Source organism: Vibrio pomeroyi, from assembly GCA_041879425.1.
In the GTDB taxonomy this organism is placed as follows: Bacteria; Pseudomonadota; Gammaproteobacteria; order Enterobacterales; family Vibrionaceae; genus Vibrio; species Vibrio pomeroyi_A.
The window spans coordinates 3,096,494-3,122,870 of the sequence record CP090854.1 but is presented as its reverse complement, the minus strand read 5'-3'; the positions used below and the strand labels follow the sequence as shown (position 1 = coordinate 3,122,870).

At 45.5% G+C, this 26,377-nt stretch carries 23 protein-coding genes; 21 read left to right on the top strand and 2 right to left on the bottom strand.

Features of this window, described 5'->3' with window-relative positions; translation table 11 throughout:
• Positions 1-154 precede the first annotated feature (154 nt).
• The gene (locus L0992_13615; GenBank protein ID XGB66737.1) at positions 155-415 is read left to right on the top strand and encodes a succinate dehydrogenase assembly factor 2; all 261 of its coding nucleotides are present in this window, start codon (positions 155-157) and stop codon (positions 413-415) included.
• A gap of 480 nt (positions 416-895) precedes the next feature.
• On the opposite strand, the gene nadB is transcribed toward L0992_13615, so the two are convergent.
• Positions 896-2,512, bottom strand: coding sequence for an L-aspartate oxidase (gene nadB, locus L0992_13610; GenBank protein XGB66736.1), 1,617 nt, complete (start codon positions 2,510-2,512; stop codon positions 896-898).
• 390 nt (positions 2,513-2,902) lie between these two features.
• On the opposite strand from nadB, the gene rpoE reads away from it, so the two are divergent.
• From rpoE to acpS, 11 genes are all read left to right on the top strand, one after another.
• Positions 2,903-3,481: an RNA polymerase sigma factor RpoE gene (rpoE, locus tag L0992_13605; GenBank protein XGB66735.1), complete on the top strand. Its 579-nt coding sequence runs from the start codon at positions 2,903-2,905 to the stop codon at positions 3,479-3,481.
• A gap of 26 nt (positions 3,482-3,507) precedes the next feature.
• On the top strand, positions 3,508-4,131 hold the full coding sequence (locus L0992_13600; GenBank protein XGB66734.1) for an anti-sigma E factor: 624 nt from the start codon (positions 3,508-3,510) through the stop codon (positions 4,129-4,131).
• On the top strand, positions 4,128-5,090 hold the full coding sequence (gene rseB / locus L0992_13595) for a sigma-E factor regulatory protein RseB (protein ID XGB66733.1): 963 nt from the start codon (positions 4,128-4,130) through the stop codon (positions 5,088-5,090). Before L0992_13600 ends, rseB begins: the two co-directional genes overlap by 4 nt.
• Positions 5,087-5,557, top strand: a complete 471-nt coding sequence (locus tag L0992_13590) for a SoxR reducing system RseC family protein (protein XGB66732.1) — start codon at positions 5,087-5,089, stop codon at positions 5,555-5,557. Before rseB ends, L0992_13590 begins: the two co-directional genes overlap by 4 nt.
• Before the next feature lie 137 nt (positions 5,558-5,694).
• Positions 5,695-7,488 carry a translation elongation factor 4 gene (gene lepA / locus L0992_13585; protein ID XGB66731.1) on the top strand — a complete coding sequence of 598 codons (1,794 nt, stop codon included), beginning with the start codon at positions 5,695-5,697 and terminating at the stop codon, positions 7,486-7,488.
• Positions 7,489-7,733: 245 nt separating this feature from the next.
• Entirely contained in the window at positions 7,734-8,630 is an 897-nt protein-coding gene (lepB, locus tag L0992_13580; protein XGB66730.1) for a signal peptidase I, read from the top strand.
• Positions 8,631-8,656: 26 nt separating this feature from the next.
• Entirely contained in the window at positions 8,657-9,334 is a 678-nt protein-coding gene (rnc, locus tag L0992_13575; GenBank protein ID XGB66729.1) for a ribonuclease III, read from the top strand.
• On the top strand, positions 9,327-10,298 hold the full coding sequence (gene era, locus L0992_13570) for a GTPase Era (protein ID XGB66728.1): 972 nt from the start codon (positions 9,327-9,329) through the stop codon (positions 10,296-10,298). The genes rnc and era overlap by 8 nt, the downstream gene beginning before the upstream one ends.
• Positions 10,299-10,400: 102 nt before the next feature.
• Positions 10,401-11,129 (top strand): DNA repair protein RecO, encoded by a 729-nt coding sequence (gene recO / locus L0992_13565; GenBank protein XGB66727.1) that lies wholly within the window; start codon positions 10,401-10,403, stop codon positions 11,127-11,129.
• Positions 11,126-11,863, top strand: coding sequence for a pyridoxine 5'-phosphate synthase (pdxJ, locus tag L0992_13560; GenBank protein XGB66726.1), 738 nt, complete (start codon positions 11,126-11,128; stop codon positions 11,861-11,863). Before recO ends, pdxJ begins: the two co-directional genes overlap by 4 nt.
• A 65-nt stretch (positions 11,864-11,928) precedes the next feature.
• Positions 11,929-12,309 (top strand): holo-ACP synthase, encoded by a 381-nt coding sequence (gene acpS, locus L0992_13555; protein XGB66725.1) that lies wholly within the window; start codon positions 11,929-11,931, stop codon positions 12,307-12,309.
• A 131-nt stretch (positions 12,310-12,440) separates the two neighbouring features.
• Here the strand turns inward: acpS and barA are convergent, their stop codons facing one another.
• Entirely contained in the window at positions 12,441-15,254 is a 2,814-nt protein-coding gene (gene barA, locus L0992_13550; protein ID XGB66724.1) for a two-component sensor histidine kinase BarA, read from the bottom strand.
• Between the two features lie 165 nt (positions 15,255-15,419).
• Here barA and rlmD point away from each other — a divergent pair, with 165 nt between their 5' ends.
• The 9 genes from rlmD (at position 15,420) to truD (ending at position 26,322) form a co-directional block, all read left to right on the top strand.
• A complete protein-coding gene (gene rlmD, locus L0992_13545; protein XGB66723.1) occupies positions 15,420-16,739 on the top strand; it encodes a 23S rRNA (uracil(1939)-C(5))-methyltransferase RlmD in 1,320 nt (439 codons plus the stop codon).
• Positions 16,740-16,873: 134 nt separating this feature from the next.
• On the top strand, positions 16,874-19,096 hold the full coding sequence (gene relA, locus L0992_13540) for a GTP diphosphokinase (protein ID XGB66722.1): 2,223 nt from the start codon (positions 16,874-16,876) through the stop codon (positions 19,094-19,096).
• Positions 19,097-19,357: 261 nt separating this feature from the next.
• Positions 19,358-20,155 (top strand): nucleoside triphosphate pyrophosphohydrolase, encoded by a 798-nt coding sequence (gene mazG / locus L0992_13535; protein ID XGB68738.1) that lies wholly within the window; start codon positions 19,358-19,360, stop codon positions 20,153-20,155.
• A gap of 150 nt (positions 20,156-20,305) precedes the next feature.
• On the top strand, positions 20,306-21,946 hold the full coding sequence (locus L0992_13530) for a CTP synthase (GenBank protein ID XGB66721.1): 1,641 nt from the start codon (positions 20,306-20,308) through the stop codon (positions 21,944-21,946).
• An 81-nt stretch (positions 21,947-22,027) separates the two neighbouring features.
• Positions 22,028-23,326, top strand: a complete 1,299-nt coding sequence (eno, locus tag L0992_13525) for a phosphopyruvate hydratase (GenBank protein ID XGB66720.1) — start codon at positions 22,028-22,030, stop codon at positions 23,324-23,326.
• A 462-nt stretch (positions 23,327-23,788) separates the two neighbouring features.
• Entirely contained in the window at positions 23,789-24,070 is a 282-nt protein-coding gene (ftsB, locus tag L0992_13520; GenBank protein ID XGB66719.1) for a cell division protein FtsB, read from the top strand.
• Positions 24,070-24,771 carry a 2-C-methyl-D-erythritol 4-phosphate cytidylyltransferase gene (gene ispD / locus L0992_13515; protein XGB66718.1) on the top strand — a complete coding sequence of 234 codons (702 nt, stop codon included), beginning with the start codon at positions 24,070-24,072 and terminating at the stop codon, positions 24,769-24,771. Before ftsB ends, ispD begins: the two co-directional genes overlap by 1 nt.
• 2 nt (positions 24,772-24,773) lie before the next feature.
• Positions 24,774-25,253 carry a 2-C-methyl-D-erythritol 2,4-cyclodiphosphate synthase gene (gene ispF / locus L0992_13510; protein XGB68737.1) on the top strand — a complete coding sequence of 160 codons (480 nt, stop codon included), beginning with the start codon at positions 24,774-24,776 and terminating at the stop codon, positions 25,251-25,253.
• Between the two features lie 22 nt (positions 25,254-25,275).
• Positions 25,276-26,322, top strand: coding sequence for a tRNA pseudouridine(13) synthase TruD (gene truD, locus L0992_13505; protein XGB66717.1), 1,047 nt, complete (start codon positions 25,276-25,278; stop codon positions 26,320-26,322).
• Positions 26,323-26,377 lie beyond the last annotated feature (55 nt).

Below are 26,377 nucleotides of genomic sequence, written 5' to 3'. Positions count from 1 at the left end.
AAGAATTTTATTTGGCTCTATGTTAATCCGGTTCTGTTTCTTTGTCAGCCTAGGTTTTTTTGTGAGCTTAGATAGGGACTGTGACTCACATAGTAGTTGCAGGGCGTATGACTTGTTACACTCCGAGAAAGAAAATTATAGGTGAGGATAGCCAATGTACACTGCAGAGCAGAAAGCACGAATTAAATGGGGTTGCCGTCGCGGCATGTTAGAACTTGATGTAGTCATCATGCCATTTTTCGAAGAGTGTTTTGATTCATTGCAAGAGCAGGAGCAGCGCGAGTTTGTTTCTCTATTAGAGTGTGATGACCCAGATTTGTTTACTTGGGTAATGGGACACGGACGCAGTGAAAACCTAGGTCATGCATCAATGGTTGATAAAATTGTCGCACACAACCTCAGCAAGGTTCGTTAAGCTTCAGCTTAACCCTTCGTATTCCGCATTATTTGCAAAAGGCACTATTTTTGGGTGCCTTTTGTTTTTCATCGTCCTGTCTTCTATTCCACTTGCCGCCAGCCTTTATTGCTTAGCTTTAATGATCCGCTTGTTCAGAAACAACCATGTGACTCTAAACAGCGCCCATGGGAAGTTTGATTACAAAGAGGATGGTGATATTCGACTCAATGACCGAACTTACCGACTCAAGTCTGTTGATAAGATCTGGGCGCAGTTCTTTGTTAAATTGCAGTTTGAGTGCGGGCACTCGGTATTGCTTTGGCGGGATAGTTGTTGTGATCGAGAATATCGAAATTTCTTGGCGAACTTGCAACGAGCAGGTTAGAGAAATCAAAACTTCAGGCTGAAAGTAATGGCTGCAGATGAAAGAAAGGGAGCACTAGGCTCCCTTTTTTCGCATTTTATCTATCAATCTATCAATCTATCAATCTATCAAGATTAAGACTGGCTTTTCTCTGGTGTCAGAATGGTTGGGCCGCTGTCTTCAGCAAGCTCTGGGTAATCCAACGTGTAGTGAAGGCCGCGGCTCTCTTTACGTTGCATTGCACAGCGAACCATTAGCTCAGCAACTTGTAGCAAGTTACGCAGTTCTAACAGGTTATTTGAAACCTTAAAGTTGCTGTAATACTCGTGAGTCTCTTGCTGCAACATCTGGATACGGCGCATTGCGCGCTCAAGACGTTTATCAGTACGCACGATACCCATGTAATCCCACATGAATAGACGTAGCTCATGCCAGTTGTGTTGAATGATAACCTCTTCATCACTGTTGGTGACTTGGCTTTCATCCCATGCTGGCAGTTCAGCACACAGTTGAGACTGGTCGATGTTCTCAACGATGTCTTTGGCTGCAGCCCATGCGTAAACCACACATTCAAGCAGTGAATTTGAAGCCATACGGTTCGCACCGTGCAGGCCGGTGTAGCTCACTTCACCAATCGCATACAGATTCGCTAGGTCGGTTTGACCTTGTTTATTCACCATAACACCACCACAGGTGTAGTGGGCTGCTGGTACGATAGGAATCGGCTCTTTGGTCATGTCGATACCCAAGTCCATCAAACGAGTGTGAATCATTGGGAAGTGCGCAGTGATGAATTCTTCAGGCTTGTGACTGATATCAACGTACATGCAATCAGCACCTAAGCGCTTCATTTCAAAGTCAATGGCGCGAGCTACCACATCACGAGGAGCCAGTTCACCGCGCTCATCGAAGTCTTTCATGAAGCGAGAACCGTCTGGACGACGCAGGTACGCACCTTCACCACGAAGTGCTTCCGTTAATAGGAAGTTACGCGCTTCTGGGTGGAACAAGCAAGTCGGGTGGAATTGGTTGAACTCAAGGTTCGCCACACGACAACCTGCACGCCAAGCGATAGCAATACCATCACCTGAAGAGACATCTGGGTTAGACGTGTATTGATAAACCTTTGAAGCGCCGCCAGTAGCTAACACTACAAATTTAGCGCGCACGGTTTCGACGTGTTCTTGGTTGCGGTTCCAAATGTAGGCACCGATAACCTTGTCTTTCGAACCACCAACTTTATCTTCAGTGATCAAATCCAACGCATTGTGGCGTTCGAAGATCTCGATGTTTGGGTGATTCTTTACGTTATCTTGCAGTGAGGTTTGCATCGCCATGCCAGTTGCATCGGCAGCGTGCAGAATTCTGCGGTGGCTGTGTCCACCCTCACGAGTAAGGTGATATTTTGGCTGACCTTCGGTGCTGTTCTCATCTTTATCAAATGGAACACCGCCATCAATTAGCCATTGCACACACTCTTTAGCATTTTCAGCAATGAATTGAACTGTATCTTCTTCACATAACCCAGCCCCAGCAATTTGAGTATCTTCTACATGAGACTCAATACTGTCCGACTCATCGAACACCGCGGCGATACCACCTTGTGCGTAATACGTCGATCCTTCGCTGCGTGGTCCTTTGCTTAATACAATTACTTTTGCATGTTCTGCTACGCGTAAGGCTAATGACAAGCCTGCCGCACCACTTCCTACCACTAATACATCACACTGATGTTCACGGTTTGCGTTCATAAAACTTATTAAATCCCGGGCTATAGTCGAGTTGTCCACTCTCAATTGACTTTGTCTTGTTTTAGGACTTGCGGTAAGACTGTTATAATCTCCCCAGAGTCATCCTAAAACGCTACGCAAAATCAATATATAGACAGCTATCTAGAAATATTTAATTGCTCAATACCATTGCTTTTGCTCAAGGTTTCCCCAAATTGATAGGGATAACTATTTTTATTACATCACATTGTGAAACAATAATGGCAAATAATTTTAAGAAAGTTGGAACTTTCGGTATTTGGCTTAGTCACAATAGTGCTCTTGTAGACGGTGGTGTCAATACTACATTTCGCATAATTAGTACCCATATCTGTGAAGGTGAGGGTTATAACAATAGGAGTACCCGCTCGAATGAACGAGCAGCTAACCGATCAAGTGTTGATTGAGCGAGTTCAGAGTGGAGATAAGCAGGCATTTAACTTACTAGTGGTTAAGTATCAAAACAAAGTTTGTAATCTTATCTCTCGATACGTGAATAATTCCGGTGATGTACCTGATGTAGCACAAGAAGCTTTTATTAAAGCTTACCGCGCGATACCTAACTTTCGCGGCGAGAGTGCCTTCTATACATGGTTATACCGAATTGCCGTGAACACCGCTAAAAATCATATTGTTGCCCAGAGCCGTAGGCCGCCAGCAACAGATGTAGATGCAGAAGATGCTGAATATTACGAAACAGGCAGCGCGTTAAAAGAAATATCGAACCCTGAGAACTTAACGCTGTCAAAAGAATTGAAACAAGTCGTTTTTGGAGCGATTGAAGCGCTGCCAGAAGACTTAAAAACTGCAATGACGCTGCGTGAGCTTGAAGGTTTGAGCTACGAAGAGATTGCAGAAGTAATGGATTGCCCTGTAGGAACCGTACGTTCGCGTATTTTCCGAGCTCGTGAAGCAGTGGAAAAGAAAATTAAACCTCTTTTGCAACGCTAGAACTTGTAATAATTATGGTGAAAATAATGGCTGATAAAGAAAAGCTTTCGGCACTCATGGATGGTGAAACGATCGATAAAGCTCTCATTGTAGACCTTGAATCTGATCAAGAAAGCATGAATACCTGGCAGAGTTACCATTTGATTGGTGACGTAATGCGTGGGGATGCGCCAGAAACTCAAGATTGGAACATTGCTGACAGTGTGGCAGCGGCGCTTGAAGCCGAGCCTGCACATAGTGCAATACCGAACCTGCACCAAGTGAATGTTGAACCTACTGTTGCTCCAATTGAAGAGCAGCCGAAACCTCAGCAAGCGAAGCGTCAGCTTCCTGCGTGGTTACAGCAGTTTGGACAAGTTGCCGTGGCAGCGTGTGTATCGTTAGCCGTTGTACTCGGTGTTCAGCAATATGGTGGCAGCGACCCTGCAGCACCTGAGCAATTGCCTGTACTACAGACGATTCCATTTGCGGGTTCTGCGGAACCAGTAAGCTTAACGCGCGACTCTGTTGAGAAACCGGCATCTGAAGCTAACTTGCAAGAGCAGCGCAAACGCGTTCATGCAATGTTAGAAGATTATGAGCTACAACTAAGATTAAACAGTGATGCATCGCCAATGCAAGATGCACATCTAGAATCGGACATTGAATGAAGAAAATCCTGGTCAGTGCACTGACACTGTTCAGCTTGATGTCTCCAGCAGCCTTTGCAGAGGAACCCACTGCAAAGGCCTTGTTGCATCAAATGAACGAGGCCAGTCAGCATCTAAATTATGAACTCTCCTACATATTGATAAAGAAGAGCAGTATTGAACCTCTGCTTTATCGTCATGCAGTTAACGACGACCAACAACTCGCACACCTTGTTTACCTGAGTGGCCCTGTTCGTGAAGTGATTCGTCGCGGTAATGAAGTGAGCTACATCGAACCGGGTACAGAGCCGTTTACGATCCAGTCAGGCAGCATGGTTGCTCCTGTTATTCCGATGATCAATCGAGATATCGAATCCCTAAATCAGTACTACGACTTTGTAAAAGTTGGCCGTTCTCGTGAAGCGGGCAGCACTACTCAAGTGTTACGCGTAGTGCCAAAAGATGGCCTTCGTTACTCTTACGTGGTTTGGGTAGACGAGAAAACCAGTCTTCCTCTACGTGCCGACCTATTAGATCGTGATGGTGAAATACTGGAACAGTACCGAACTATCTCTTATGTCGTGAACGATAAAATCGCTGAAGCCATGGGTGGCTTGAATCAAGCGAAATTGCCGAAGGTTTTATCACTACCAGAAGGCTTAGTGAGTGATACCAACTGGCAAGCGTCTTGGGTGCCAGAAGGGTTTAAGTCGAAAGAGCTTAGCCGTTACCAAATGGCAGCGACCGAAAAAATGGTCGAGAGTCAGCTTTTCAGTGATGGATTGTTTAGCTTTTCGGTGTACATCGCCGATAAAGATGAACATTCATTGAAAGGGCAATTGGTACGCCAAGGACGCAGAACCTTACACAGCTTAGTGATTGGCGACAGAGAAATCTCTGTAGTTGGCGATATTCCGCCAGCAACAGCCAAGCGCATTGCTCAGTCAGTTACGTTCAATAATCCGGTACCAGCGCAATGATGACCGCGCTGGCGACCGTTAGCTCAGTCGAACAAAAAGGTAAGCAATATTTTGTTCAACTGAGCTGTGAACAACAAACCAGTTGCAGCAGTTGCTCTTCTCAAAAAAGCTGTGGAACCGGTATCGTCACCAAGGCTGTAGGCAATAAATCTTTGTTTTGGCAGCTTAAAACCAAAAGCCTTGTTAAAGCCGGACAAATTGTAGAGATCGGCTTCCCAGAAAAAAGCCTGCTTCAGTCGGCAGCTATCGTTTACCTTATCCCACTTTTCATGTTGATGATTGGTGCTTGCGTTGGACAACTCTTGTTACAACCCTTACTCCAAGGGGGCGAGGGGATTGTTATACTCAGTGCTGCACTATTTACAGCTGGTGGTATTGCCTTAGCGAAGCGGCTAGCCAAACCTATGGAAGACAAATCCAAGCAAGAAGTCGTCTTGATTCGAATCCTAGGTGAGTCTCTCGTCTAATTTATGATGCTTATTGCCCTTAAATTGGGTAGAATCTGCCAACTTGATTGAAATGCCGCCACCAATGCTGATGCTAGATTGGAAGCATAGCGGCTTTCTTATTATCCCTATTCAAAGAGTTTAGTCACACCAAGCCTATGAAGCACATTCGTAATTTTTCGATTATCGCCCACATCGACCACGGTAAGTCGACCCTTTCTGACCGCTTAATCCAAGTTTGTGGAGGATTAAGTGAACGTGAGATGGCAGCTCAAGTCCTCGATTCTATGGATATAGAACGCGAGCGTGGTATTACAATTAAAGCGCAGAGTGTGACTTTAGATTACAAAGCTAAAGATGGTGAGACTTACCAACTTAACTTTATCGACACTCCTGGACACGTAGACTTCTCGTACGAAGTATCTCGTTCTCTAGCGGCTTGTGAAGGCGCACTACTTGTAGTGGATGCTGGCCAAGGTGTTGAAGCACAAACTCTAGCAAACTGTTACACAGCAATCGAAATGGAACTGGAAGTGGTGCCAATCTTGAACAAGATTGACCTACCAGCTGCTGAACCAGAGCGCGTTGCTGAAGAGATCGAAGAGATTGTTGGCATCGATGCGATGGAAGCGACTCGCTGTTCTGCGAAAACAGGTTTAGGCGTTGATGATGTTTTAGAAAACATCGTAACGGCTATCCCACCACCGGAAGGTGATCCTGAAGCGCCTCTTCAAGCGCTGATCATTGACTCTTGGTTCGATAACTACCTTGGCGTTGTTTCTTTGGTTCGTATCAAGAACGGTACACTGAAGAAAAACGACAAGATTCGAGTAATGTCGACAGATCAAGTTTGGGGTGTTGACCGTCTAGGTATCTTCACACCTAAGCAAATCGACACCACTGAGCTAAATACTGGCGAAGTAGGTTGGGTTGTTTGTGGTATTAAAGACATCCTAGGTGCACCGGTTGGTGATACGTTGACGCTTGCTAAAGGCGGCAGCACTGAACGTCTACCTGGTTTCCAAAAAGTGAAGCCTCAGGTATACGCAGGTCTGTTCCCTGTTTCATCTGATGACTACGAAAACTTCCGTGATGCACTAGGCAAACTAAGCCTGAACGATGCGTCACTGTTCTTCGAACCAGAAAGTTCGGCAGCACTTGGTTTTGGTTTCCGTTGTGGCTTCTTAGGAATGCTTCACATGGAGATCATCCAAGAGCGTCTAGAGCGTGAATACGACCTAGACCTAATCACAACTGCTCCAACAGTAGTGTATGAAGTTGTAAAAACAGATAAAACGGTTCTTTACGTTGATAGCCCGGCTAAACTGCCAGCGGTTAATGACCTAGAAGAAATTCGTGAGCCAATTGCACGTTGTAATATTTTGGTACCTTCGGATTACCTAGGTAACGTAATCACACTGTGTGTTGAGAAGCGTGGCGTACAAGTAGACATGGTTTACCACGGTAACCAAGTTGCTGTGACATACGATCTTCCTATGGCAGAAGTAGTTCTAGACTTCTTCGACCGTCTGAAATCAACGTCTCGCGGTTACGCATCATTGGATTACAACTTCCAACGTTACGAGCCATCAAACATGGTACGTGTAGACGTATTATTGAATGGCGAAACGGTTGATGCACTGGCTATCATTACGCACAAAGACATTGCTCAGTCTCGTGGTCGTCTACTGGTTGAGAAGATGAAAGAATTCATCCCTCGCCAGATGTTCGATATCGCGATTCAAGCAGCGATTGGTAACCACATCATTGCTCGTTCTACAGTGAAACAACTGCGTAAGAACGTAATCGCAAAATGTTACGGTGGTGATATCAGTCGTAAGAAGAAACTTCTTAAGAAACAAAAAGAAGGTAAGAAGCGTATGAAGCAGATCGGTAACGTTGAACTGCCTCAAGAAGCATTCTTAGCGATTCTTCATGTTGGTAAAGACTAGGTATCAATCGCACTAACTACCTGCTGAACATTACTGGTTAAAATCGTTTATTTCTTTGTTGCAAAGATTGCAATTAGGCCCACTAGTCACTGCACTTTGCGCCTCGAACTAAACGATTTTTCCTGCGTAATCTCCCCAGCATTTAGTCAGCATGATTGATACAGATTAGAAATATTAAGCAGAGTGAAAGGGTTATACTCTTTCACTTTCGTTATTTTTAAAGAAATGAAATTTAAGGGATATCAATGGCTAATACATTTTCGCTTATCTTAGTGATCGTAACTCTAGTGACTGGCATTGTATGGGCGTTGGAAAAGTTTGTGTGGGCGAAGAAGCGCCAACAAAAACTGGCTGACGTTGAAGCACAATCGAATGGCCTAGACGCTGAAACCAGCGCAAAAGTTACGGCTCAGCCTTGGTGGGTTGAGAACAGTGTTTCCATTTTCCCGGTAATTGCATTTGTTTTGGTTCTGCGTTCATTTATTTATGAACCGTTTCAAATCCCTTCTGGCTCGATGATGCCAACCCTTTTGGTGGGTGACTTCATCTTGGTAGAGAAGTACGCGTACGGTCTAAAAGATCCGGTATGGCGCACTCAACTGGTAGAAACGGGCAAGCCAGAGCGTGGTGATTCAATCGTATTTAAGTACCCACCTCAGCCTAATATCGACTACATCAAGCGTGTTGTTGGTATGCCGGGTGACACCATTCGTTACAGCAGTCGTAAAGAGATCTGTATTCAAGCGAAGGGTACAAGTAGCTGTGAACCAGTGAAACTAAGTAACGTTGAAGAAAGCCAATTTGTTCAAGATGGTGTGCCCCTGATTCAGCTGAATGAACAGCTTGGAGACGTAGAGCACCAAATTTTAGTTAACCCATTACGCCGCGACCGTGTGCAAGCATACCAGCCTCGCAATGGTGTTAACGAGTGGGTCGTTCCAGAAGGCCAGTACTTTGTGATGGGTGATAACCGTGACAACAGTGCTGACAGCCGTTACTGGGGCTTTGTCCCTGAAGCAAACCTTGTTGGTAAGGCCGTTGCTATTTGGATCAGCTTCGAGTTCGAACGTGGTTCTGACAGTGTACTTCCAACATGGATTCCTACTGGTGTGCGTTTTAATCGCATCGGTGGGATTCATTAATCGATCAATTAACACATCGAGAGAGCATGAATTCTCCAATTGATAAACTAGAGAGAAAGATTGGCTATCAGTTCAATGATGCCGATCTTATCCACTTGGCGCTGACTCACCGCAGCGCCGCAGGTAAACATAACGAACGTCTTGAGTTTCTGGGCGATTCAATTTTAAGTTTTGTTATCGCTGATGATCTTTACCACCGTTTCCCTAAGGTAAACGAAGGTGATATGAGCCGCATGCGTGCAACATTAGTACGTGGTCATACATTGGCAGAACTAGGTCGTGAATTCGAACTAGGAGATTACTTAAAATTAGGTCCAGGTGAGTTGAAGAGTGGCGGTTTCCGTCGTGATTCTATTCTAGCGGATGCTGTTGAAGCGATCATCGGCGCTGTCTATTTAGATAGTGATACCGAGACGGTTCGCGGCATTATTTTAAGCTGGTACCAATCTCGCCTAGAAGCAATTCAGCCTGGAGTATCTCAAAAAGATCCGAAAACTCGTCTTCAAGAGTTTTTGCAAGGTCGAAGAAATCCTCTACCTGTCTACACAGTGACTAATATTAAAGGTGAAGCACACAACCAAGAGTTTACGGTTGAGTGTGAAGTGGCAGGTGTGGATAAACCTGTTATCGGTAAAGGCACTAGCCGCCGCAAGGCAGAACAAGCGGCTGCTGAAACAGCATTAGAGCAACTAAGCAATGTCTGATAACAACCAAGATTTCGATATCGATGCATTCTTTTCATCTGATAGCAAACAAACCGGCCTACCGGAAAACCAACACTGTGGCTTCATCGCTATTGTCGGTCGCCCAAATGTAGGTAAGTCGACGCTTCTGAACCATATTCTGGGTCAGAAAATCTCTATTACATCACGTAAACCACAGACGACACGTCACCGTATTATGGGCGTGGAAACTGAAGGTGATTACCAAGCGATCTTCGTTGATACTCCTGGACTTCATATTGAAGAAAAGCGTGCAATCAACCGTTTGATGAACCGTGCGGCGAACAGCTCACTGAGTGATGTAAACCTAGTATTCTTCCTTGTCGACGGTACTCACTGGACTGACGACGATGAAATGGTTCTGAACAAACTGAAGAAGACCGACTTCCCAGTTGTACTTTGCATCAACAAAGTAGATAACGTTCAAGACCGCACTAACGTCATGCAACACATGATGGAAGTCTCTAAGAAGATGGACTTCATTGATGTTGTGCCAATCTCTGCGAAGCAAGGTAAGAACATTGATGTACTGCGTAAGCACGTACGTGAACACTTACCAAAAGCGACTCACCACTTCCCAGAAGAATACGTGACGGATCGCTCGCAACGCTTTATGGCATCTGAAATTATCCGTGAAAAGCTAATGCGCTTTACGGGTGACGAGCTACCTTACTCGGTAACGGTTGAAATTGAACGCTTCGATTACAACCCAGATAATGATGGCTTCCACATCAATGCTCTGATTCTTGTTGAACGTACTGGTCAGAAGAAAATGGTGATTGGTAAAGCGGGCGAGAAGATCAAAACGATTGGTCGTGAAGCGCGTATTGATATGGAAGAGCTATTCGGTCGTAAGGTTTACCTAGAGACTTGGGTCAAGGTTAAATCTGGCTGGGCTGATGATGAGCGTGCACTTCGCTCGTTAGGCTACATCGACGATCTATAATATATTGAACGTCACTTTCTGAGATTAAGAAAGTTGAACTGAAGATAAATCCAAGAGAGAGTGCGAACTCTCTCTTTTTGTATCTGTAATAAGGGTAAGTGATTGAGCGAAGGGTTACAGCGATGCTTTGTGTTGCACCGTCGGCCATACAGTGAGTCGAGTCTGATCTTGGACGTCTTCAGTGAAGAGTTCGGTCGGATGACGTTGATGTCTAAAGGCGCACGCAGCAAGCGTTCCAATTTGAAAGGTGCATTGCAGCCTTTTACGCCGCTACTGCTTAAGTGGTCTGGTAATGGTTCGATGAAAACCTTACGCCAAGCTGAGCCAATCAGCTTGGGGCTTCCTCTCGCGGGTATAAACCTGTATTCAGCCATGTATGTCAATGAGCTAATCGGACGCGTATTGATGGCTGAAGTACCCATGCCTGCACTTTTTCACGACTATCTTCATGCTTTAACAGAGCTCGCGCATAATGAGAATCCTGAGCCAGCACTGCGTCGCTTTGAGTTGGCTCTATTATCTGCAATGGGCTATGGGGTCGACTTTTTACACTGCGCAGGTACTGGTGAAGCCATCGATCCAACCATGACTTATCGCTACCGAGAGCAGAAAGGTTTCATCGCTTCAGTGCGTCGAGATAACCTAACTTTTATGGGCGATGAACTTATTGCAATCAGCGAACGTAGGTTTATCACTAAAGAGCAGTTAAAAGCGGCAAAACGCTTTACACGCATAGCCTTAAAGCCGTATCTTGGCGGCAAACCATTAAAAAGTAGAGAGCTATTTATGCCAACAATAGCCCTCTCTAGAGCACGGAGTATTGGAAAATGAGCTCAATCCTTTTAGGCGTTAATATCGACCATATTGCAACACTACGTAATGCACGTGGTACTAAATACCCAGATCCAGTACACGCAGCTGAAATCGCTGAACGTGCTGGCGCAGACGGCATTACTATTCACCTACGTGAAGACCGTCGTCATATCGTTGATCGCGATGTGCGTATTCTGGCTGAAACACTTCAAACTCGCATGAACTTGGAGATGGCAGTAACGGACGAGATGGTTCAAATTGCACTCGATACTAATCCTGAGTTTGTTTGTCTGGTTCCTGAAAAGCGTGAAGAGCTAACCACTGAAGGTGGTTTGGACGTTGTTGGTCAACTAGAGAAGATCAAAGCGGCGACACAAAAACTGTCTGCAGCAGGTATCAAGGTATCTCTGTTTATCGATGCTGACCGTGAGCAAATCGATGCAGCAAAAGCGTGTGGCGCACCGTTCATTGAACTGCACACGGGTCACTATGCTGATGCTAAGACAGAAGAAGACCAACAAGACGAGCTTAAGAAGATCGCAGCAGGCGCAAGCTACGCAGATGACTTAGGTATCACAGTCAATGCGGGCCACGGTCTGACTTACCACAACGTTGCGCCAATTGCGGCACTTCCAGAGATCTACGAGCTGAACATCGGTCACTCTATCATGGGACGTGCAGTGTTTGATGGCTTAAACAAAGCCGTTGCAGACATGAAAGCAATCATGGAAACAGCACGTAACAACGCTTAGTTTTGTTAGTCATAAGCGTTAAGCGATAGTTAATCATTAGATAGAAAGTAATTTGTAGAGGAAGCATGGCAGTTGTTGGATTAGGTACAGATATCGCAGAAATCGAACGTGTCGAGAAGGCGCTGTCGCGAAGTGGTGACGCCTTTGCTCAACGTATTTTGACGGATTCTGAGTTTGAAGTATTCCAACAGTTGAAGCAAAAAGGCCGTTACCTTGCAAAACGCTTTGCCGCTAAAGAAGCAGCATCTAAGGCATTAGGTACAGGCATAGCGCTAGGTGTGACCTTCCACGACTTTGAGATTTCAAACGATGAGCATGGTAAGCCAGTATTGAGCCTGCACAAGAAAGCACGTGAAATCGCAGAGGCGAGTGGCACAACATCAATTCACCTGACGATCTCAGATGAACGCCACTACGCTGTGGCAACCGTGTTACTCGAATCGTGATTGATTACGACTAACCTGAATCTAATGTTTGATTAGCGACTCGCTACAAAACAAAAAAGCAGAGCTTATGAGCTCTGCTTTTTTATTGGTTGAAAACCGTTTAAAGAGTCTTTGTTAAGAGCAAGTACTCGTCAAGCCTTCGTGGGTTTCAAATAGTGAATTGCAGTGGCTTGAACCTTCTCTAGCTCATCCTGAAGTTCAAAAAGCTCTGGCTCAATATCTTCAACAGAAGTGCCTGAACGTAGTTCTTTCTCTATTGTTGCACATACCGATTTCAACCTTGGAACACCACTGTACGAGCTGCTGCCATGCATCTTATGGATGATGTGTATCAGTTGCTCAACAGGGTAATCACTGTCTTCAATGGCTTTCTCTGCAGCCTCATAAACCTCAGGAATGAAGTCGACTAGCATTTGCAGCATATCGCGTGCGAGGTCTTCTTTATTGGCGGCTTGCTTCATCGCCGCTTGCCAATCAATGATGATGTTCTTGTGCACACTTGCTTCAGTTTCTGACACTTGGCTGTTATCGATTTCAGCTGAAACAGCAGGGTGGTCTGGATTTATCTTTTCGATGTGCTCAACCTCTGAGGTCGGGCTCCAGTGAATCAGAACCTGTTGTAACACATGCTCTTCAATCGGCTTGGTGAGGTAATCATCCATACCCGCTTCAAGCAGTCGGTCACGCTCGCCAATCATCGCATGAGCGGTTACGGCAATGACTGGCGTATTGGCATTGTTCGCCAGCTTCTTAATATTCTCACAAGCCGTCACACCATCCATTTGTGGCATTTGAATATCCATGAAGATGATATCAAACGGTGTTTCTGTCGCCTTGTCGATCGCCTGTTGTCCGCTAGTACAACTGATGACGGTTTCTACACGCTCTTTAAGCAGAGCGGTAATCAACTTAAGGTTGGCTGGGTTGTCATCCACGGCCATCACAGTAAGCGGTAGCTTCTCTTCAGAATGGGTTTCAATCGCTGGTGCTATCAAGGTTGGCGCTTGGTTAGACACCAAGGTTTGCAGTAGCTTCTTACGAGATAGAGGCTTGGTGATGCACTGAACATCAACCTCTTTCATTAGCTGCTCACCCAATGCTAACTCAGTACTTGGCGTACCAATAATCACGTTCTGCGCAATCTTCTTCGCCCCAATTGCCCAGCCGCTTACCGTATCAAATTGGTAATCTTGGTTAGCTGCAAGGTTAAGCAGAACATAGTCGTATGAGGTCGACTCGTCCGGCATCACCGAACGGTAAGTGACGACTAAGCCTTCCTGAGTCAAGATTTGCTGAGTAATCGAAGCCGCTTGCATGTTTGGTTCGATAAGCAGTAGTTGTTTGTCTTGCAGGCATTGAGTTTCAATCAGCTCGGTCATCGGCATATCGGTCGTCGAAAGCCTTAAGGTAAACCAGAAGGTTGAGCCTTGGTGCAGGCGACTGGTTAGACTGATTTCGCCACCCATTTGGCTAACAAGCTTCTGGGTGATTACTAGGCCTAGGCCAGTACCGCCATAGCGACGAGAAATACTTGCATCCGCTTGGCTGAAGGCTTGGAAAAGCTGTGCTTGCTGACGCTCAGAGATACCAATACCGGTATCGCGAACCATAAATTGCAGTTCGATGTTGTCTTCGCTTTGCGAGCGCAGTTCAACACTGATATCAATGTTGCCACGTTCAGTAAACTTGATTGAGTTACCAACGAGGTTGGTTAGGATTTGCTGGATACGCAGTGGGTCACCAACAACGCCCGGTGGCACTTTCGGATCAATCTTAAGCGTCAGTTCTAACCCTTTTTCATGGGCGTTGGTGGCTTGAAGGTTCACTACCTCTTCAAGGCTCGCTTGGAACTCAAATGGAATGTTTTCTAGGGCTAGCTTGCCGGCTTCTAGTTTCGAGAAGTCCAAGATATCGTTGATGATGCTAAGCAGGTTATTTGCCGAGCGTTCAATGGTTTGTAGGTAATCGGTTTGGCTGTTCGACAGGTGAGTCTTAAGCATCTGGCGAGTAAAGCCAATCACACCATTTAGTGGTGTTCTTAGTTCGTGAGACATGTTGGCCAAGAACTCGGACTTAACACGTGCCGCTTCTTGTGCGCGTTTTTTCGCGATGTCTAACTCAACGTTCTGAATCTCTAGCTGCTCAAGGGTTTCACGCAGATCTGAGGTTGCTTGGTCGATACTGTGTTGCATCTCTACGTGATATTCCGACAGCGACACCGCCATCGCGTTGATACCATTTTTGAGCGAGTCCAGCTCACCGTGCATTTTCCCTTCGATACGGACATCCAAGTGACCACGACGAATCCGGTCGACCATGTTTTTCATATGTGTGATCGGTTGAGTCACATCGTGCATCAAACGGAAAGCGAAAACACCAGAAAGACCCAGTCCAAGAATCAGAACTAAGAAGGCAGAGAACACCTCTTGGTATTGCTGCAAACGAAGTGAAGAAAGGTCTAATTCAATCGCAATATAACCAATCGCTTGGTTGGCCTGAGATTGACCATTGGCCGAGTTGATGTACTGACCTTCCGCAATAATCGGCGTCCGAAGAATCAGCGTATTATCGAGCAGGTTCGACGAACTCAAATGCGGGATCGGTTTATCTTTGGGATAGGTCAGGCTTTCAAAATCAGGGTGGAAGTTTGATGTTACAAACAACTCGTGACGTTCATCAAACACCGCGATACTACGCACAAGCTTAGAATTCTTTCGATGCGCATAGCTAATTAGCTGACGAACAGACTCTCGGCTTTCGAGTTGCATGCCGGATTCACTCGCAATCGCCAGTGGTTCAATGATGCTAGTACCAGTGTTAACCACTTGCCCCTCAAGGTCTTGATAGCGGTTAAATGAGAAAAATGCACTCAATAGCAACCCAATAATCAGGGTTGGAGCTAGAGTTAAGGTAATTACACGGGCTCTTAAGCCATATCTGGTCATGTTCTTTAATTACATCGAGGTCTGGATATGGGAAAATAACGCACACAATGGCGGTTAAGTGAACGGTAAGCTTAATCAAAGCCGTGACGTTCGACAATGATTCCAAGACAGAATAGTGAGTCCTGGATACCAATTACTTATTAAAAGATACATTAGGCACAAGCAATGGCACGTTTTTTCCAACCAAAAAAGAAAACTCAACTAGAGACCAAGCATCAATCGGTTTTAGTTGAACGAATGGATCACAATGGCGCTGGCATCGCTTATCAGAAAAACAAACCTGTTTTCATTGATGGCGCATTGCCCGGTGAGCAGGTGGTTATTCAACTTACTGAGAGTAAGAGTAAATTTGCACGCGCAAAACTCATCAAATTATTGAAGCCGAGCGAGCAACGTTTAAAGCCTTTTTGTAAACACTTTAGTCAGTGTGGTGGCTGCCATCTTCAGCACCTTGGTTACGACTCTCAGATTGAGCACAAGGCGCAATCTCTCACGCACTTAATGAATCAATATAAGACGGATAAGACTGAAGTTGCCCAACCTATTGTGGGTGATGAAACGGGTTATCGTCGTCGTGCGCGCATCAGCCTGTTTGTTGACAAAAAAACACAGAAGCTTCAGTTCGGTTTCCGCAAGAAGCAGAGTAAGCAGATCGAAAACATCACCGACTGTGCCGTGCTTGATCCTCGTCTGAATGTATTGCTGCCAAAGCTGAAAAATTTACTCAACACTTTCAGCAACCTTACCTCTTTAGGACACGTTGAATTAGTGTTGGGCGATACTGGCCCTGTTATGGTTCTGCGTCACCTTAAGCCTTTGGTAGAAAAAGATGAGCAAGCGCTGATTGCGTTAGCGAAAGGGGAAGGCGCGACGCTGTACTCGATGCCAGAAACCGACAAATTGCTTCGCTTAGTGGGTGATGCGCCAGCTTATAAAGAAACGGGTGTGACATTGCCGTTTGAACCAAACCACTTTATTCAGGTTAACCAGAAGGTAAACCAACAGATGGTGGCTCAAGCTATTGAGTGGTTAGAACCTAAAGCGGATGAGCGAGTACTTGACCTGTTTTGTGGGTTAGGTAACTTCAGTCTGCCGATCGCACAACAATCGGCGTTTGTGGTTGGTGTGGAAGGTGTTGATGAAATGGTACAACAAGCCACGTCGAATGCAGAATTAAACCAATTGAGTAATACCGAGTTTTACCAAGCGAACCTTGAAGAAGACTTATCTTCACAGCCTTGGGCAAAAGAGAAATTCGATAAAGTATTGCTCGACCCTGCAAGGGCTGGAGCGAGTGGGATCGTTGATCAAATTTCAGCGTTAGGAGCGAAGCGTGTGGTTTATGTTTCGTGTAATCCTGCTACTCTAGCTAGAGATTCTGAGAGCTTAGAAAAACAAGGCTATCAATTAGCCAAGCTTGGTATGTTGGACATGTTTCCACACACCAGTCATTTAGAATCAATGGCTCTCTTTATCAAGGCTTAGAGGCCCTTAAACAAGGCTTCAAAATGAATCACAAAGGCGCAGGGAAACTTGCGCTGATATCAATATGGTCGAACTAACTTGGAACCAGTTAGTCATATTGAATTGGGTATAAACAGAATAACTAGGAAGGCATGATGGTTGCGGTACGAAGCGCACATTTAAACCCAAGCGAACAGTTTGAGCTAGAAAGTTGGATTGCGTCATTGAATCAAGACGCAAAAACCTCAAATAAACTGATTAAAGTTTATCGTCACTGTGAAGAACTTTTAAAAGATCACGAGCAAGCATCGCTCTTGCTTTGGCGTGGCCGCGAGATGATCGAAATCTTGGTCACCTTGTCCATGGACCGTGCCACTTTAATTGCTGCACAACTTTTCCCCGTCGTCTCTAGCGGCGTTTTTGAGCGCGAAGCGTTTGAAGAAAGCTACGGCAAAGAAACCGTAAAGTTGATTGATGGCGTTGAAGAAATGGCGGCTTTGGGTCAACTTAACGTGACCCTTGAAGGCAGTGCTGCCTCGGGTCAAGTCGATAACGTTCGTCGCATGCTATTAGCAATGGTTGATGACTTCCGTTGCGTAGTCATCAAGCTAGCAGAGCGAATCTGTAACCTTATTGAGGTGAAAAAGGCACCTGATGCTGTGCGCCGTGCGGCAGCAAAAGAGTGTTCTAACATCTATGCACCGCTAGCGAACCGTTTAGGTATTGGTCAGCTTAAGTGGGAAATCGAAGATTACGCATTCCGCTACCAGCAGCCAGACACCTACAAGCAGATTGCAAAACAGCTGTCTGAGCGTCGTATCGTACGTGAACAATACATCACAGATTTCGTTGACGACTTAACGGCAGAAATGAACCGTTCAAGCATCAATGCTGAAGTCAGCGGTCGACCAAAACACATCTACAGCATCTGGCGTAAAATGCAGAAGAAAGGCTTGGCCTTTGATGAGCTTTTTGATGTTCGAGCTGTGCGTATCATCGCCGACCAACTTCAAGACTGTTATGCCGGTTTAGGTGTCGTTCATACAAAATACAAACACCTACCAAGCGAATTTGACGACTATGTGGCGAATCCTAAGCCAAATGGTTACCAGTCGATTCACACGGTTGTTCTTGGCCCTGAAGGCAAGACTATTGAGATTCAGATCCGTACCAAGCAGATGCACGAAGACTCAGAACTTGGTGTTGCGGCGCACTGGAAGTACAAAGAAGGTGCTTCAAGCGGCCGCAGTGGTTACGACGAGAAAATCACCTGGTTGCGTAAGCTTATCGATTGGCAAGAAGAGATGTCGGATTCTGGCGAGATGCTAGATGAAGTCCGTAGCCAAGTATTCGATGACCGCGTCTACGCGTTTACACCGCGTGGTGATGTGGTCGACTTGCCAATGGGAGCAACTCCGTTGGACTTCGCTTATCACATCCACTCGATGGTTGGACACCGTTGTATCGGTGCCAAAGTGGCAGGGCGTATCGTACCGTTCACCCATAAACTATCAATGGGCGACCAAGTCGAGATCATAACCCAGAAAGAGCCGAACCCATCTCGTGATTGGTTGAACCCAACCACAGGTTTCGTTCACTCTGGCCGTGCTCGTGCGAAAATCAACGCATGGTTCCGCGCGCAAAGTCGTGAGAAGAACCTAGAAGCGGGTCGTGACATTCTTGAGGTTGAATTAGCGAAGGTTGGTGCAACTCTAAAAGATGCCGATCAATACGCGCTAAGACGCTTTAATGTGAACACGCCAGATGAGCTTTATGCCGGTATCGGTAGTGGCGACTTGCGCATTAACCAAGTGGTTAATCACATCAATGCGCTGGTGAATAAGCCAACAGCCGAAGAAGAAGACAAGAAAGCGCTAGAGAAATTGCTTGAGTCGGAAAACAAGCCTGCACAACAGAGTCGTCCTAAGAAAGATGCCGTAGTCGTTGAAGGTGTTGATAACCTAATGACCCACCTTGCTCGTTGTTGTCAGCCAATCCCAGGCGATACGATTAAAGGTTACATCACTCAAGGTCGTGGTATTTCAGTTCACCGTAGCGATTGCGAACAGCTAAGTGAGCTAAGTCTACATGCACCAGAACGTATCATTGATACCGTTTGGGGTAATGGTTTTGTCGGTTCTTACATCCTAACGCTGCGTGTTGAGGCACTAGAGCGTAATGGTTTGCTGAAAGACATCACCTCACTGTTCTCGAACGAGAAGATCAGCGTGACGACAATGAAGAGCCGTATCGACTACAAACGTCAGTTATCGGTAATGGATTTCGATTTAGAAGTGACCAACATTGAGATTCTGAGTCGAGTGACAAGTCGAGTCGAGCAGATCAAAGATGTAATGAGCGTCAAAAGACTAGGCTAGTTTTTACGTCGTACTTGGCTTTCTAACCGTGTTAACTGCACTATACTCGCTTCATCACATAGGCAAGCTATGCTCAGAAGTCTCGTAAGTTTGTTGCCTTGTTAGAAGAACCAATTACTTAGTAAAAACCGAACAATGCATTGAATGACGCGTTGGTTTAACAAGAAAAATAGAAAGGTGAGTGGTTTTGGCTGCTCACCTTTTTTAGTTTTAGAAGACGTTATAAATTTAAAAATCAAAGACAGTTATAGGAAGAAAACGATGAATCACCCGATTGAACAACTTGAACAGATCATGGCTAAGCTGCGCGATCCAGAAGGTGGCTGTCCTTGGGATTTAAAACAAAATTTTGAAACAATTGTCCCGCATACTATCGAAGAGACCTACGAAGTAGTGGATGCGATTCACAACAAAGATTGGCCGAACCTACAAGAAGAGTTGGGTGACTTGCTGTTTCAGGTGATCTTCTATAGTCAGTTAGCGAAAGAGCAGGGGCTTTTTGAGTTCTCTGATGTGGTTGACGGCATTAATGAGAAGTTAACACGACGTCACCCGCATGTGTTCTCTGATACCGAGTTTGCCAGTGATGAAGAAATCAATGCTAACTGGGAAGCGGAAAAAGCCAAAGAAAAAGCACAAGCAGGCAAAACTCAAGAAAGTATTCTAGACTCAATACCAAACTCTCTACCTGCGCTTTCGCGTGCTACAAAGATTCAAAAGCAGGTCGCGAAATTTGGCTTTGACTGGGACTCAATTGGCCCAGTAGCGGATAAGGTTTTAGAGGAAGTTGACGAGGTGCTGGAAGAGGCGCTTCAAGTCACACCTAACGAAGATTTGGTTGAAGAAGAGTTGGGTGATTTGCTGTTTGCGACGGTCAATTTGGTGCGACATTTAGGTAAAAATCCAGAAACGGCGCTGAACAAAGCCAATCTGAAGTTTTCACGTCGCTTTAAAGGGGTGGAACAAAAAGTTCGTCAGCAAGATAAAAATTTGACCGATTTTTCACTACAACAGCTTGATTCCATGTGGGATGAAGTCAAAGTGGCGGAGAAAAGATAACCAAAGCTTTTATCATGAATTGATTTGAAGCAAAAAATAAAAAATAGCAGTGTGATAGATTTCACGTTGTGGCGATAAGGGGCTTCTGGTATATTTTCATCCCGTCCAGAAGTAGTCCATTTCCCTCATTCAACCAATTTCAGGTTAAACATGACGACAAATTACATTTTTGTTACTGGCGGGGTTGTATCCTCTCTAGGTAAAGGTATTGCTGCAGCATCTCTTGCGGCTATTTTAGAAGCTCGTGGTCTTAAAGTGACTATGATGAAGCTTGACCCTTACATCAACGTTGATCCAGGCACTATGAGCCCGACTCAGCACGGTGAAGTGTTCGTTACGGAAGATGGCGCTGAAACAGACCTTGACCTTGGTCACTATGAGCGATTCATTCGCACCAAGATGACTAAGCGTAACAACTTCACTGCAGGTCGTGTTTACTCAGACGTACTAGCAAAAGAGCGTCGCGGTGATTACCTAGGTGCAACAATTCAGGTTATCCCACACATCACTAACTCTATCAAAGAGCGTGTTATTTCTGGCGCAGCTGGCCACGATATCGCGATCGTTGAAGTTGGTGGTACGGTTGGTGATATCGAATCTCTACCATTCATGGAAGCGATTCGTCAGCTAGCAGTAGAACTAGGCCGTGAACGCGCAATGTTCATGCACCTTACTCTAGTGCCATACCTAGCAGCTGCGGGCGAAGTGAAAACTAAGCCAACGCAACACTCTGTAAAAGAGCTACTGTCTATTGGTATTCAGCCAGACATCCTAGTTTGTCGTTCAGACCGCAACATTCCTTCGAACGAGCGTAAGAAAATTGCTCTGTTCTGTAATGTGCAAGAAAATGCAGTTATTTCTATGCGCGATGTTGACTCTATCTACAAGATCCCTCAGCTTATTAAAGCTCAAGGCACTGATGAACTTGTATGTAAGCGTTTCGGCATCACAGCTCCAGAAGCAGATCTGTCTGAATGGGAACAAGTAATTTACGAAGAAGCTAACCCAACGGGTGAAGTGACGATTGGTATGGTTGGTAAGTACATTGAACTACCAGACGCATACAAATCAGTAAATGAAGCGCTAAAACACGCAGGCTTGAAAAACCGCCTAAGCGTTAATATTAAATACGTAGATTCACAAGACGTTGAGTCTCGTGGCGTAGAAGTTTTAGAAGGCCTAGATGCAATCCTAGTTCCTGGTGGTTTTGGTGATCGTGGTGTTGAAGGTAAGATTCTTGCTGCTCAATACGCTCGTGAAAACAAAGTACCGTACTTAGGTATCTGTCTGGGTATGCAAGTAGCGCTTATCGAGTACGCTCGTAACGTTGCTAAAATGGAAGGGGCGCACTCTTCTGAATTCTGTACTGAAACTAAGTACCCAGTTGTTGGTCTTATCACTGAGTGGACTGATGGCGAAGGTAAAGTTGAAGAGCGTACAGAATCATCTGACCTAGGCGGCACGATGCGTCTTGGTTCACAGCTTTGTCACCTAGCGAAAGGGACTAAAGCATACGAATTATACGGTAGCGCGACGATCCATGAACGTCACCGTCACCGTTACGAAGTGAACAACAATCTTCGTCCACAAATCGAAAAAGCGGGCCTAAAAGTATCGGGTCTATCTGCGGACAAGAAACTGGTTGAAGTTATCGAGAACCCGAACCACCCATGGTTCGTTGCTGCTCAATTCCACCCAGAGTTCACTTCAACACCTCGCGATGGTCACCCATTGTTTGCAGGTTTCGTTAAAGCGGCTGGTGAGTTCCAGCGCGGCGAGTTAGAAAAGTAAAAAGGAATACAGGTAGCTGCGTAAGTTGTGCTGCTACCTTTAAATTTGACATTTATATATTCAACGAGAAGGAAACATTCAATGTCTAAGATCGTTAAAGTTCTAGGTCGTGAAATCATCGATTCACGTGGTAACCCAACTGTAGAAGCTGAAGTACACCTAGAAGGCGGTTTCGTAGGTATGGCTGCTGCTCCATCGGGCGCATCTACTGGTTCTCGCGAAGCTCTTGAGCTACGTGACGGCGACAAATCACGTTTCCTAGGTAAAGGTGTTCTTAAAGCTATTGAAGCTGTAAACGGCCCAATCGCTGAAGCTCTAGTTGGTACTGACGCTAAAGCACAAGCTGACGTTGACCAAATCATGCTTGACCTAGACGGTACTGATAACAAGTCTAAGTTCGGCGCGAACGCTATCCTAGCTGTATCTCTAGCTAACGCAAAAGCTGCTGCTGCTGCGAAAGGCATGCCTCTATACGAGCACATCGCTGAGCTAAACGGTACTGCTGGTCAGTTCTCTATGCCTCTACCAATGATGAACATCATCAACGGTGGTGAGCACGCAGATAACAACGTTGACATCCAAGAGTTCATGATCCAACCAGTTGGCGCTAAAACTCTTAAAGAAGGTCTACGTATCGGCGCTGAAGTATTCCACAACCTAGCTAAAGTTCTTAAGTCTAAAGGCTACAGCACTGCAGTTGGTGATGAAGGTGGTTTCGCTCCTAACCTTAAGTCTAACGCTGAAGCTCTAGAAGTTATCGCAGAAGCTGTTGCAGCTGCTGGTTACGAACTAGGTAAAGACGTTACTCTTGCTATGGACTGTGCAGCATCTGAGTTCTTCGACAAAGAAGCTGGCATCTACAACATGAAGGGCGAAGGTAAAACTTTCACTTCTGAAGAGTTCAACCACTACCTAGCTGAGCTAGCGAACAACTTCCCAATCGTTTCTATCGAAGACGGTCTTGACGAGTCAGATTGGGATGGCTTCAAGCACCAAACTGAACTTCTAGGCAACAAACTTCAAATCGTTGGTGACGATCTGTTCGTTACAAACACTAAGATTCTTGCTGAAGGTATCGAGAAAGGCGTAGCTAACTCTATCCTTATCAAGTTCAACCAAATCGGTTCTCTAACAGAGACTCTAGCTGCTATCAAGATGGCTAAAGACGCTGGCTACACTGCAGTAATCTCTCACCGTTCTGGCGAAACTGAAGATGCAACTATCGCTGATCTAGCGGTAGGTACAGCTGCAGGTCAAATCAAAACTGGTTCTATGAGCCGTTCTGACCGTGTTGCTAAGTACAACCAACTTATCCGTATCGAAGAGGCTCTAGGTTCTAAAGCTCCTTACAACGGTCTTAAAGAAGTTAAAGGTCAATAATTCCTAGCGAATTATTAGCTTAAAGCTTTTGAAAGCGCTCTACTTCGGTAGGGCGTTTTTTTTGCCTGTAGAAAGTGGTGGAAAGGAGCTCTAGGTTCTAAAGCTCGTTCTTGTTACATCTAAAGTTCGTAATTCCCTAGACTGACGAAGGAAGGAATCGGGGGATCTCTTATTTGCGTTTGCCTCGATAGATTCCCAACTCAGTCGTTCCTCCTTCTTGGGAATGACGGATCACGAGTCTTAGGAAAGGCACTCTGTCTTCGGTGCTTTCGTCTGCAGTCGTTTGTTCGCCATTATCGAGATTGATGGAGGAGGGTGTTGAGAATCTTATTACAGGTTTCGAACAACAATAATTCTCCTACTTATTGATTCCCTTACACCACATATCTCGCACCAATAAGCTCATTATGGTATATATGTGCCTTATTCTAGTTCCTTCTTTTTCAACCGGCGAAAGGTGTTATGCGAATTTTTGCTTTAGTACTGCTCATAGTGTTTGGCTGGCTACAACACACACTGTGGCTCGGTAAAAATGGTATCTCTGATTACTACGGTGTGAACAACGAAATCCAAGTTCAGCAACAAGTAAACGAAAAGCTGCATGTTCGTAATGCCGAGATGTTTGCCGAAATCGACGATCTACGCCAAGGCTTAGACGCGATAGAAGAGCGTGCTCGTCATGAGCTTGGAATGGTAAAAGAAGGCGAAACGTTTTATCGCATCATTGGTGAGGAATCCCATTAATGTCGACTCAACTTCAAAGCGTGATTGCCGTTGTACCTGCGGCGGGCGTCGGTAGCCGAATGCAGGCCGACCGTCCTAAGCAATATCTTAAGATTAACGGCACAACGATTTTAGAACACACGGTTGAGAAATTATTGTCTCACCCACAAGTCTCTCAAATTGTCGTCGCGATTAGCGATGATGACCCATACTACCCAGAGCTTGCCCTTAATCAGAACCCACAAGTGATCAGAGTCCCTGGTGGAAGCGAAAGAGCGGACTCCGTGCTCTCTGCTTTAGATTACATCGCAGAGCAACAGCTCGGTGATTGGGTGATGGTGCACGATGCTGCAAGGCCTTGTGTTCAGTTGGGTGATATCGATAAGTTGATCTCAGGTGCGATGAGCCATGATGTCGGGGCTATTTTGGCCGCTCCTGTTCGTGACACGATGAAGCGAGGTGCCCAAGGGCAGATTGAGCATACCGTTGAACGAGCCGATTTATGGCACGCACTGACACCGCAAATGTTTAAAGCAGAGCCTCTGTGGAATGCATTAAGTGAGGCGCTTCAACAAGGTGTTTCGATTACCGATGAAGCTTCAGCCTTTGAGTGGAAAGGTTTATCGCCCGCTTTAATCGCTGGGCGTTCAGATAATTTTAAGATTACTCAGCCAGAAGATTTAGCGCTTGCTGAGTTCTATTTAAGTCAGAATAAGGAATAATGATGATTCGTATTGGCCATGGCTTTGATGTACATAAGTTTGGTGGTGAAGGCCCGGTAATTATTGGTGGCGTGAGCGTCCCTTATGAACAAGGTCTTATTGCACACTCAGACGGTGATGTTGCCCTGCATGCGTTATGTGACGCTCTATTAGGTGCGATTGCTGCGGGTGATATTGGTCGTCATTTCCCAGATACTGATGATGAGTGGAAAGGTGCAGACAGCCGTGAGCTATTGAAAGATGTTTATCGTCGAGTAAAAGAACAAGGCTACGTGATTGGTAATGCCGATATTACTATCATGGCGCAAGCACCAAAAATGGCGCCTCATATAGAATCTATGTGCCAAGCTATTGCACAAGATTTAGAAACCAGCATTAGTAAGGTAAACGTAAAAGCCACGACTACAGAGCGTTTAGGTTTTACCGGTCGCAAAGAGGGCATCGCATGTGAAGCGGTGGTCCTAATTACCAAAAGTGCGTAAGCACCAACACGAAAAGAACAGCATGTCAGATATTTTATCTTCATTGGCTTATCTAAACGGTAAACCAACTGCGAAAGCAAAACTAAAAGCAAAAGCCGAACACTTTGTCGTTAATGAAGACTTGGGTTTTGAATTTACTGGCGAAGGCGAGCATCTCATGGTTCGCATCCGTAAAACGGGTGAGAACACGAGCTTCGTGGCGAATGAGCTGGCTAAAGCTTGCGGTGTTAAGTCGAAAGACGTGAGTTGGGCGGGTTTGAAAGACCGTCACGCTGTGACAGAGCAATGGTTGAGCGTCCACCTACCGAAAGGTGAGCCTGACTTTTCAGCGTTCTTAGCACAATACCCAAGCATCGAAATCCTAGCGACAGCACGTCACAACAAAAAGTTACGTCCGGGCGATTTAGTTGGCAACCAATTTGAGTTGACCTTGTCTGAAGTAACGGATTGCGAAGATGTGGTAAAGCGCTTGGAAAAAGTTGCTCAAGTGGGCGTGCCAAACTACTTTGGTGCTCAGCGTTTTGGTAATGAAGGTAACAACTTATCTGAAGCTCGTCGTTGGGGCCGCGATAACGTTCGTACTCGTAACCAGAATAAACGCAGCTTGTACCTTTCTGCTGCGCGCTCGTGGATTTACAACCTAATCCTTTCAGATCGTATTGAGCAAGATGCGTTTTCATCAGCATTGGTTGGCGATATCGTGGTGAAAGACGGCGCTCAATTAACAGTAACGCCTGACAACATTGAAGCTGTAAACCAAGACATCGCGAACGGATCTGCTTTGATGACCGTTGCTTTGGCTGGCGATAATGCCTTGCCAACGACTGATGAGTCTCAAGCTCTAGAACAGAAACACCTTGATGCTGAACCGGATCTAATGGCTCTGATTCGTGGTAACCGTATGCGCCATGATCGCCGTGAAGCGTCACTGAAACCAACGGATTTAACTTGGGAAGTGAACGAAGATAATGTCACGCTTAAGTTCTCTCTTGATGCGGGTTGTTTCGCAACAGCGATCGTTCGCGAATTGGTTGAAGAAGTACACGTAGAAAGAAGCTACGAGCAATAACGATTCTGCTTGGAGCTAAGTCACTTGATATTGGAATTTAGTCACTTGGCATTGG

Coding starts and splice junctions, on each gene's coding strand:
- L0992_13615 (XGB66737.1), top strand. CDS start 155: ATGTACACTGCAGAGCAGAAAGCACGAATTAAATGGGGTTGCCGTCGC.
- nadB (XGB66736.1), bottom strand. CDS start 2,512: ATGAACGCAAACCGTGAACATCAGTGTGATGTATTAGTGGTAGGAAGT.
- rpoE (XGB66735.1), top strand. CDS start 2,903: ATGAACGAGCAGCTAACCGATCAAGTGTTGATTGAGCGAGTTCAGAGT.
- L0992_13600 (XGB66734.1), top strand. CDS start 3,508: ATGGCTGATAAAGAAAAGCTTTCGGCACTCATGGATGGTGAAACGATC.
- rseB (XGB66733.1), top strand. CDS start 4,128: ATGAAGAAAATCCTGGTCAGTGCACTGACACTGTTCAGCTTGATGTCT.
- L0992_13590 (XGB66732.1), top strand. CDS start 5,087: ATGATGACCGCGCTGGCGACCGTTAGCTCAGTCGAACAAAAAGGTAAG.
- lepA (XGB66731.1), top strand. CDS start 5,695: ATGAAGCACATTCGTAATTTTTCGATTATCGCCCACATCGACCACGGT.
- lepB (XGB66730.1), top strand. CDS start 7,734: ATGGCTAATACATTTTCGCTTATCTTAGTGATCGTAACTCTAGTGACT.
- rnc (XGB66729.1), top strand. CDS start 8,657: ATGAATTCTCCAATTGATAAACTAGAGAGAAAGATTGGCTATCAGTTC.
- era (XGB66728.1), top strand. CDS start 9,327: ATGTCTGATAACAACCAAGATTTCGATATCGATGCATTCTTTTCATCT.
- pdxJ (XGB66726.1), top strand. CDS start 11,126: ATGAGCTCAATCCTTTTAGGCGTTAATATCGACCATATTGCAACACTA.
- acpS (XGB66725.1), top strand. CDS start 11,929: ATGGCAGTTGTTGGATTAGGTACAGATATCGCAGAAATCGAACGTGTC.
- barA (XGB66724.1), bottom strand. CDS start 15,254: ATGACCAGATATGGCTTAAGAGCCCGTGTAATTACCTTAACTCTAGCT.
- rlmD (XGB66723.1), top strand. CDS start 15,420: ATGGCACGTTTTTTCCAACCAAAAAAGAAAACTCAACTAGAGACCAAG.
- relA (XGB66722.1), top strand. CDS start 16,874: ATGGTTGCGGTACGAAGCGCACATTTAAACCCAAGCGAACAGTTTGAG.
- mazG (XGB68738.1), top strand. CDS start 19,358: ATGAATCACCCGATTGAACAACTTGAACAGATCATGGCTAAGCTGCGC.
- L0992_13530 (XGB66721.1), top strand. CDS start 20,306: ATGACGACAAATTACATTTTTGTTACTGGCGGGGTTGTATCCTCTCTA.
- eno (XGB66720.1), top strand. CDS start 22,028: ATGTCTAAGATCGTTAAAGTTCTAGGTCGTGAAATCATCGATTCACGT.
- ftsB (XGB66719.1), top strand. CDS start 23,789: ATGCGAATTTTTGCTTTAGTACTGCTCATAGTGTTTGGCTGGCTACAA.
- ispD (XGB66718.1), top strand. CDS start 24,070: ATGTCGACTCAACTTCAAAGCGTGATTGCCGTTGTACCTGCGGCGGGC.
- ispF (XGB68737.1), top strand. CDS start 24,774: ATGATTCGTATTGGCCATGGCTTTGATGTACATAAGTTTGGTGGTGAA.
- truD (XGB66717.1), top strand. CDS start 25,276: ATGTCAGATATTTTATCTTCATTGGCTTATCTAAACGGTAAACCAACT.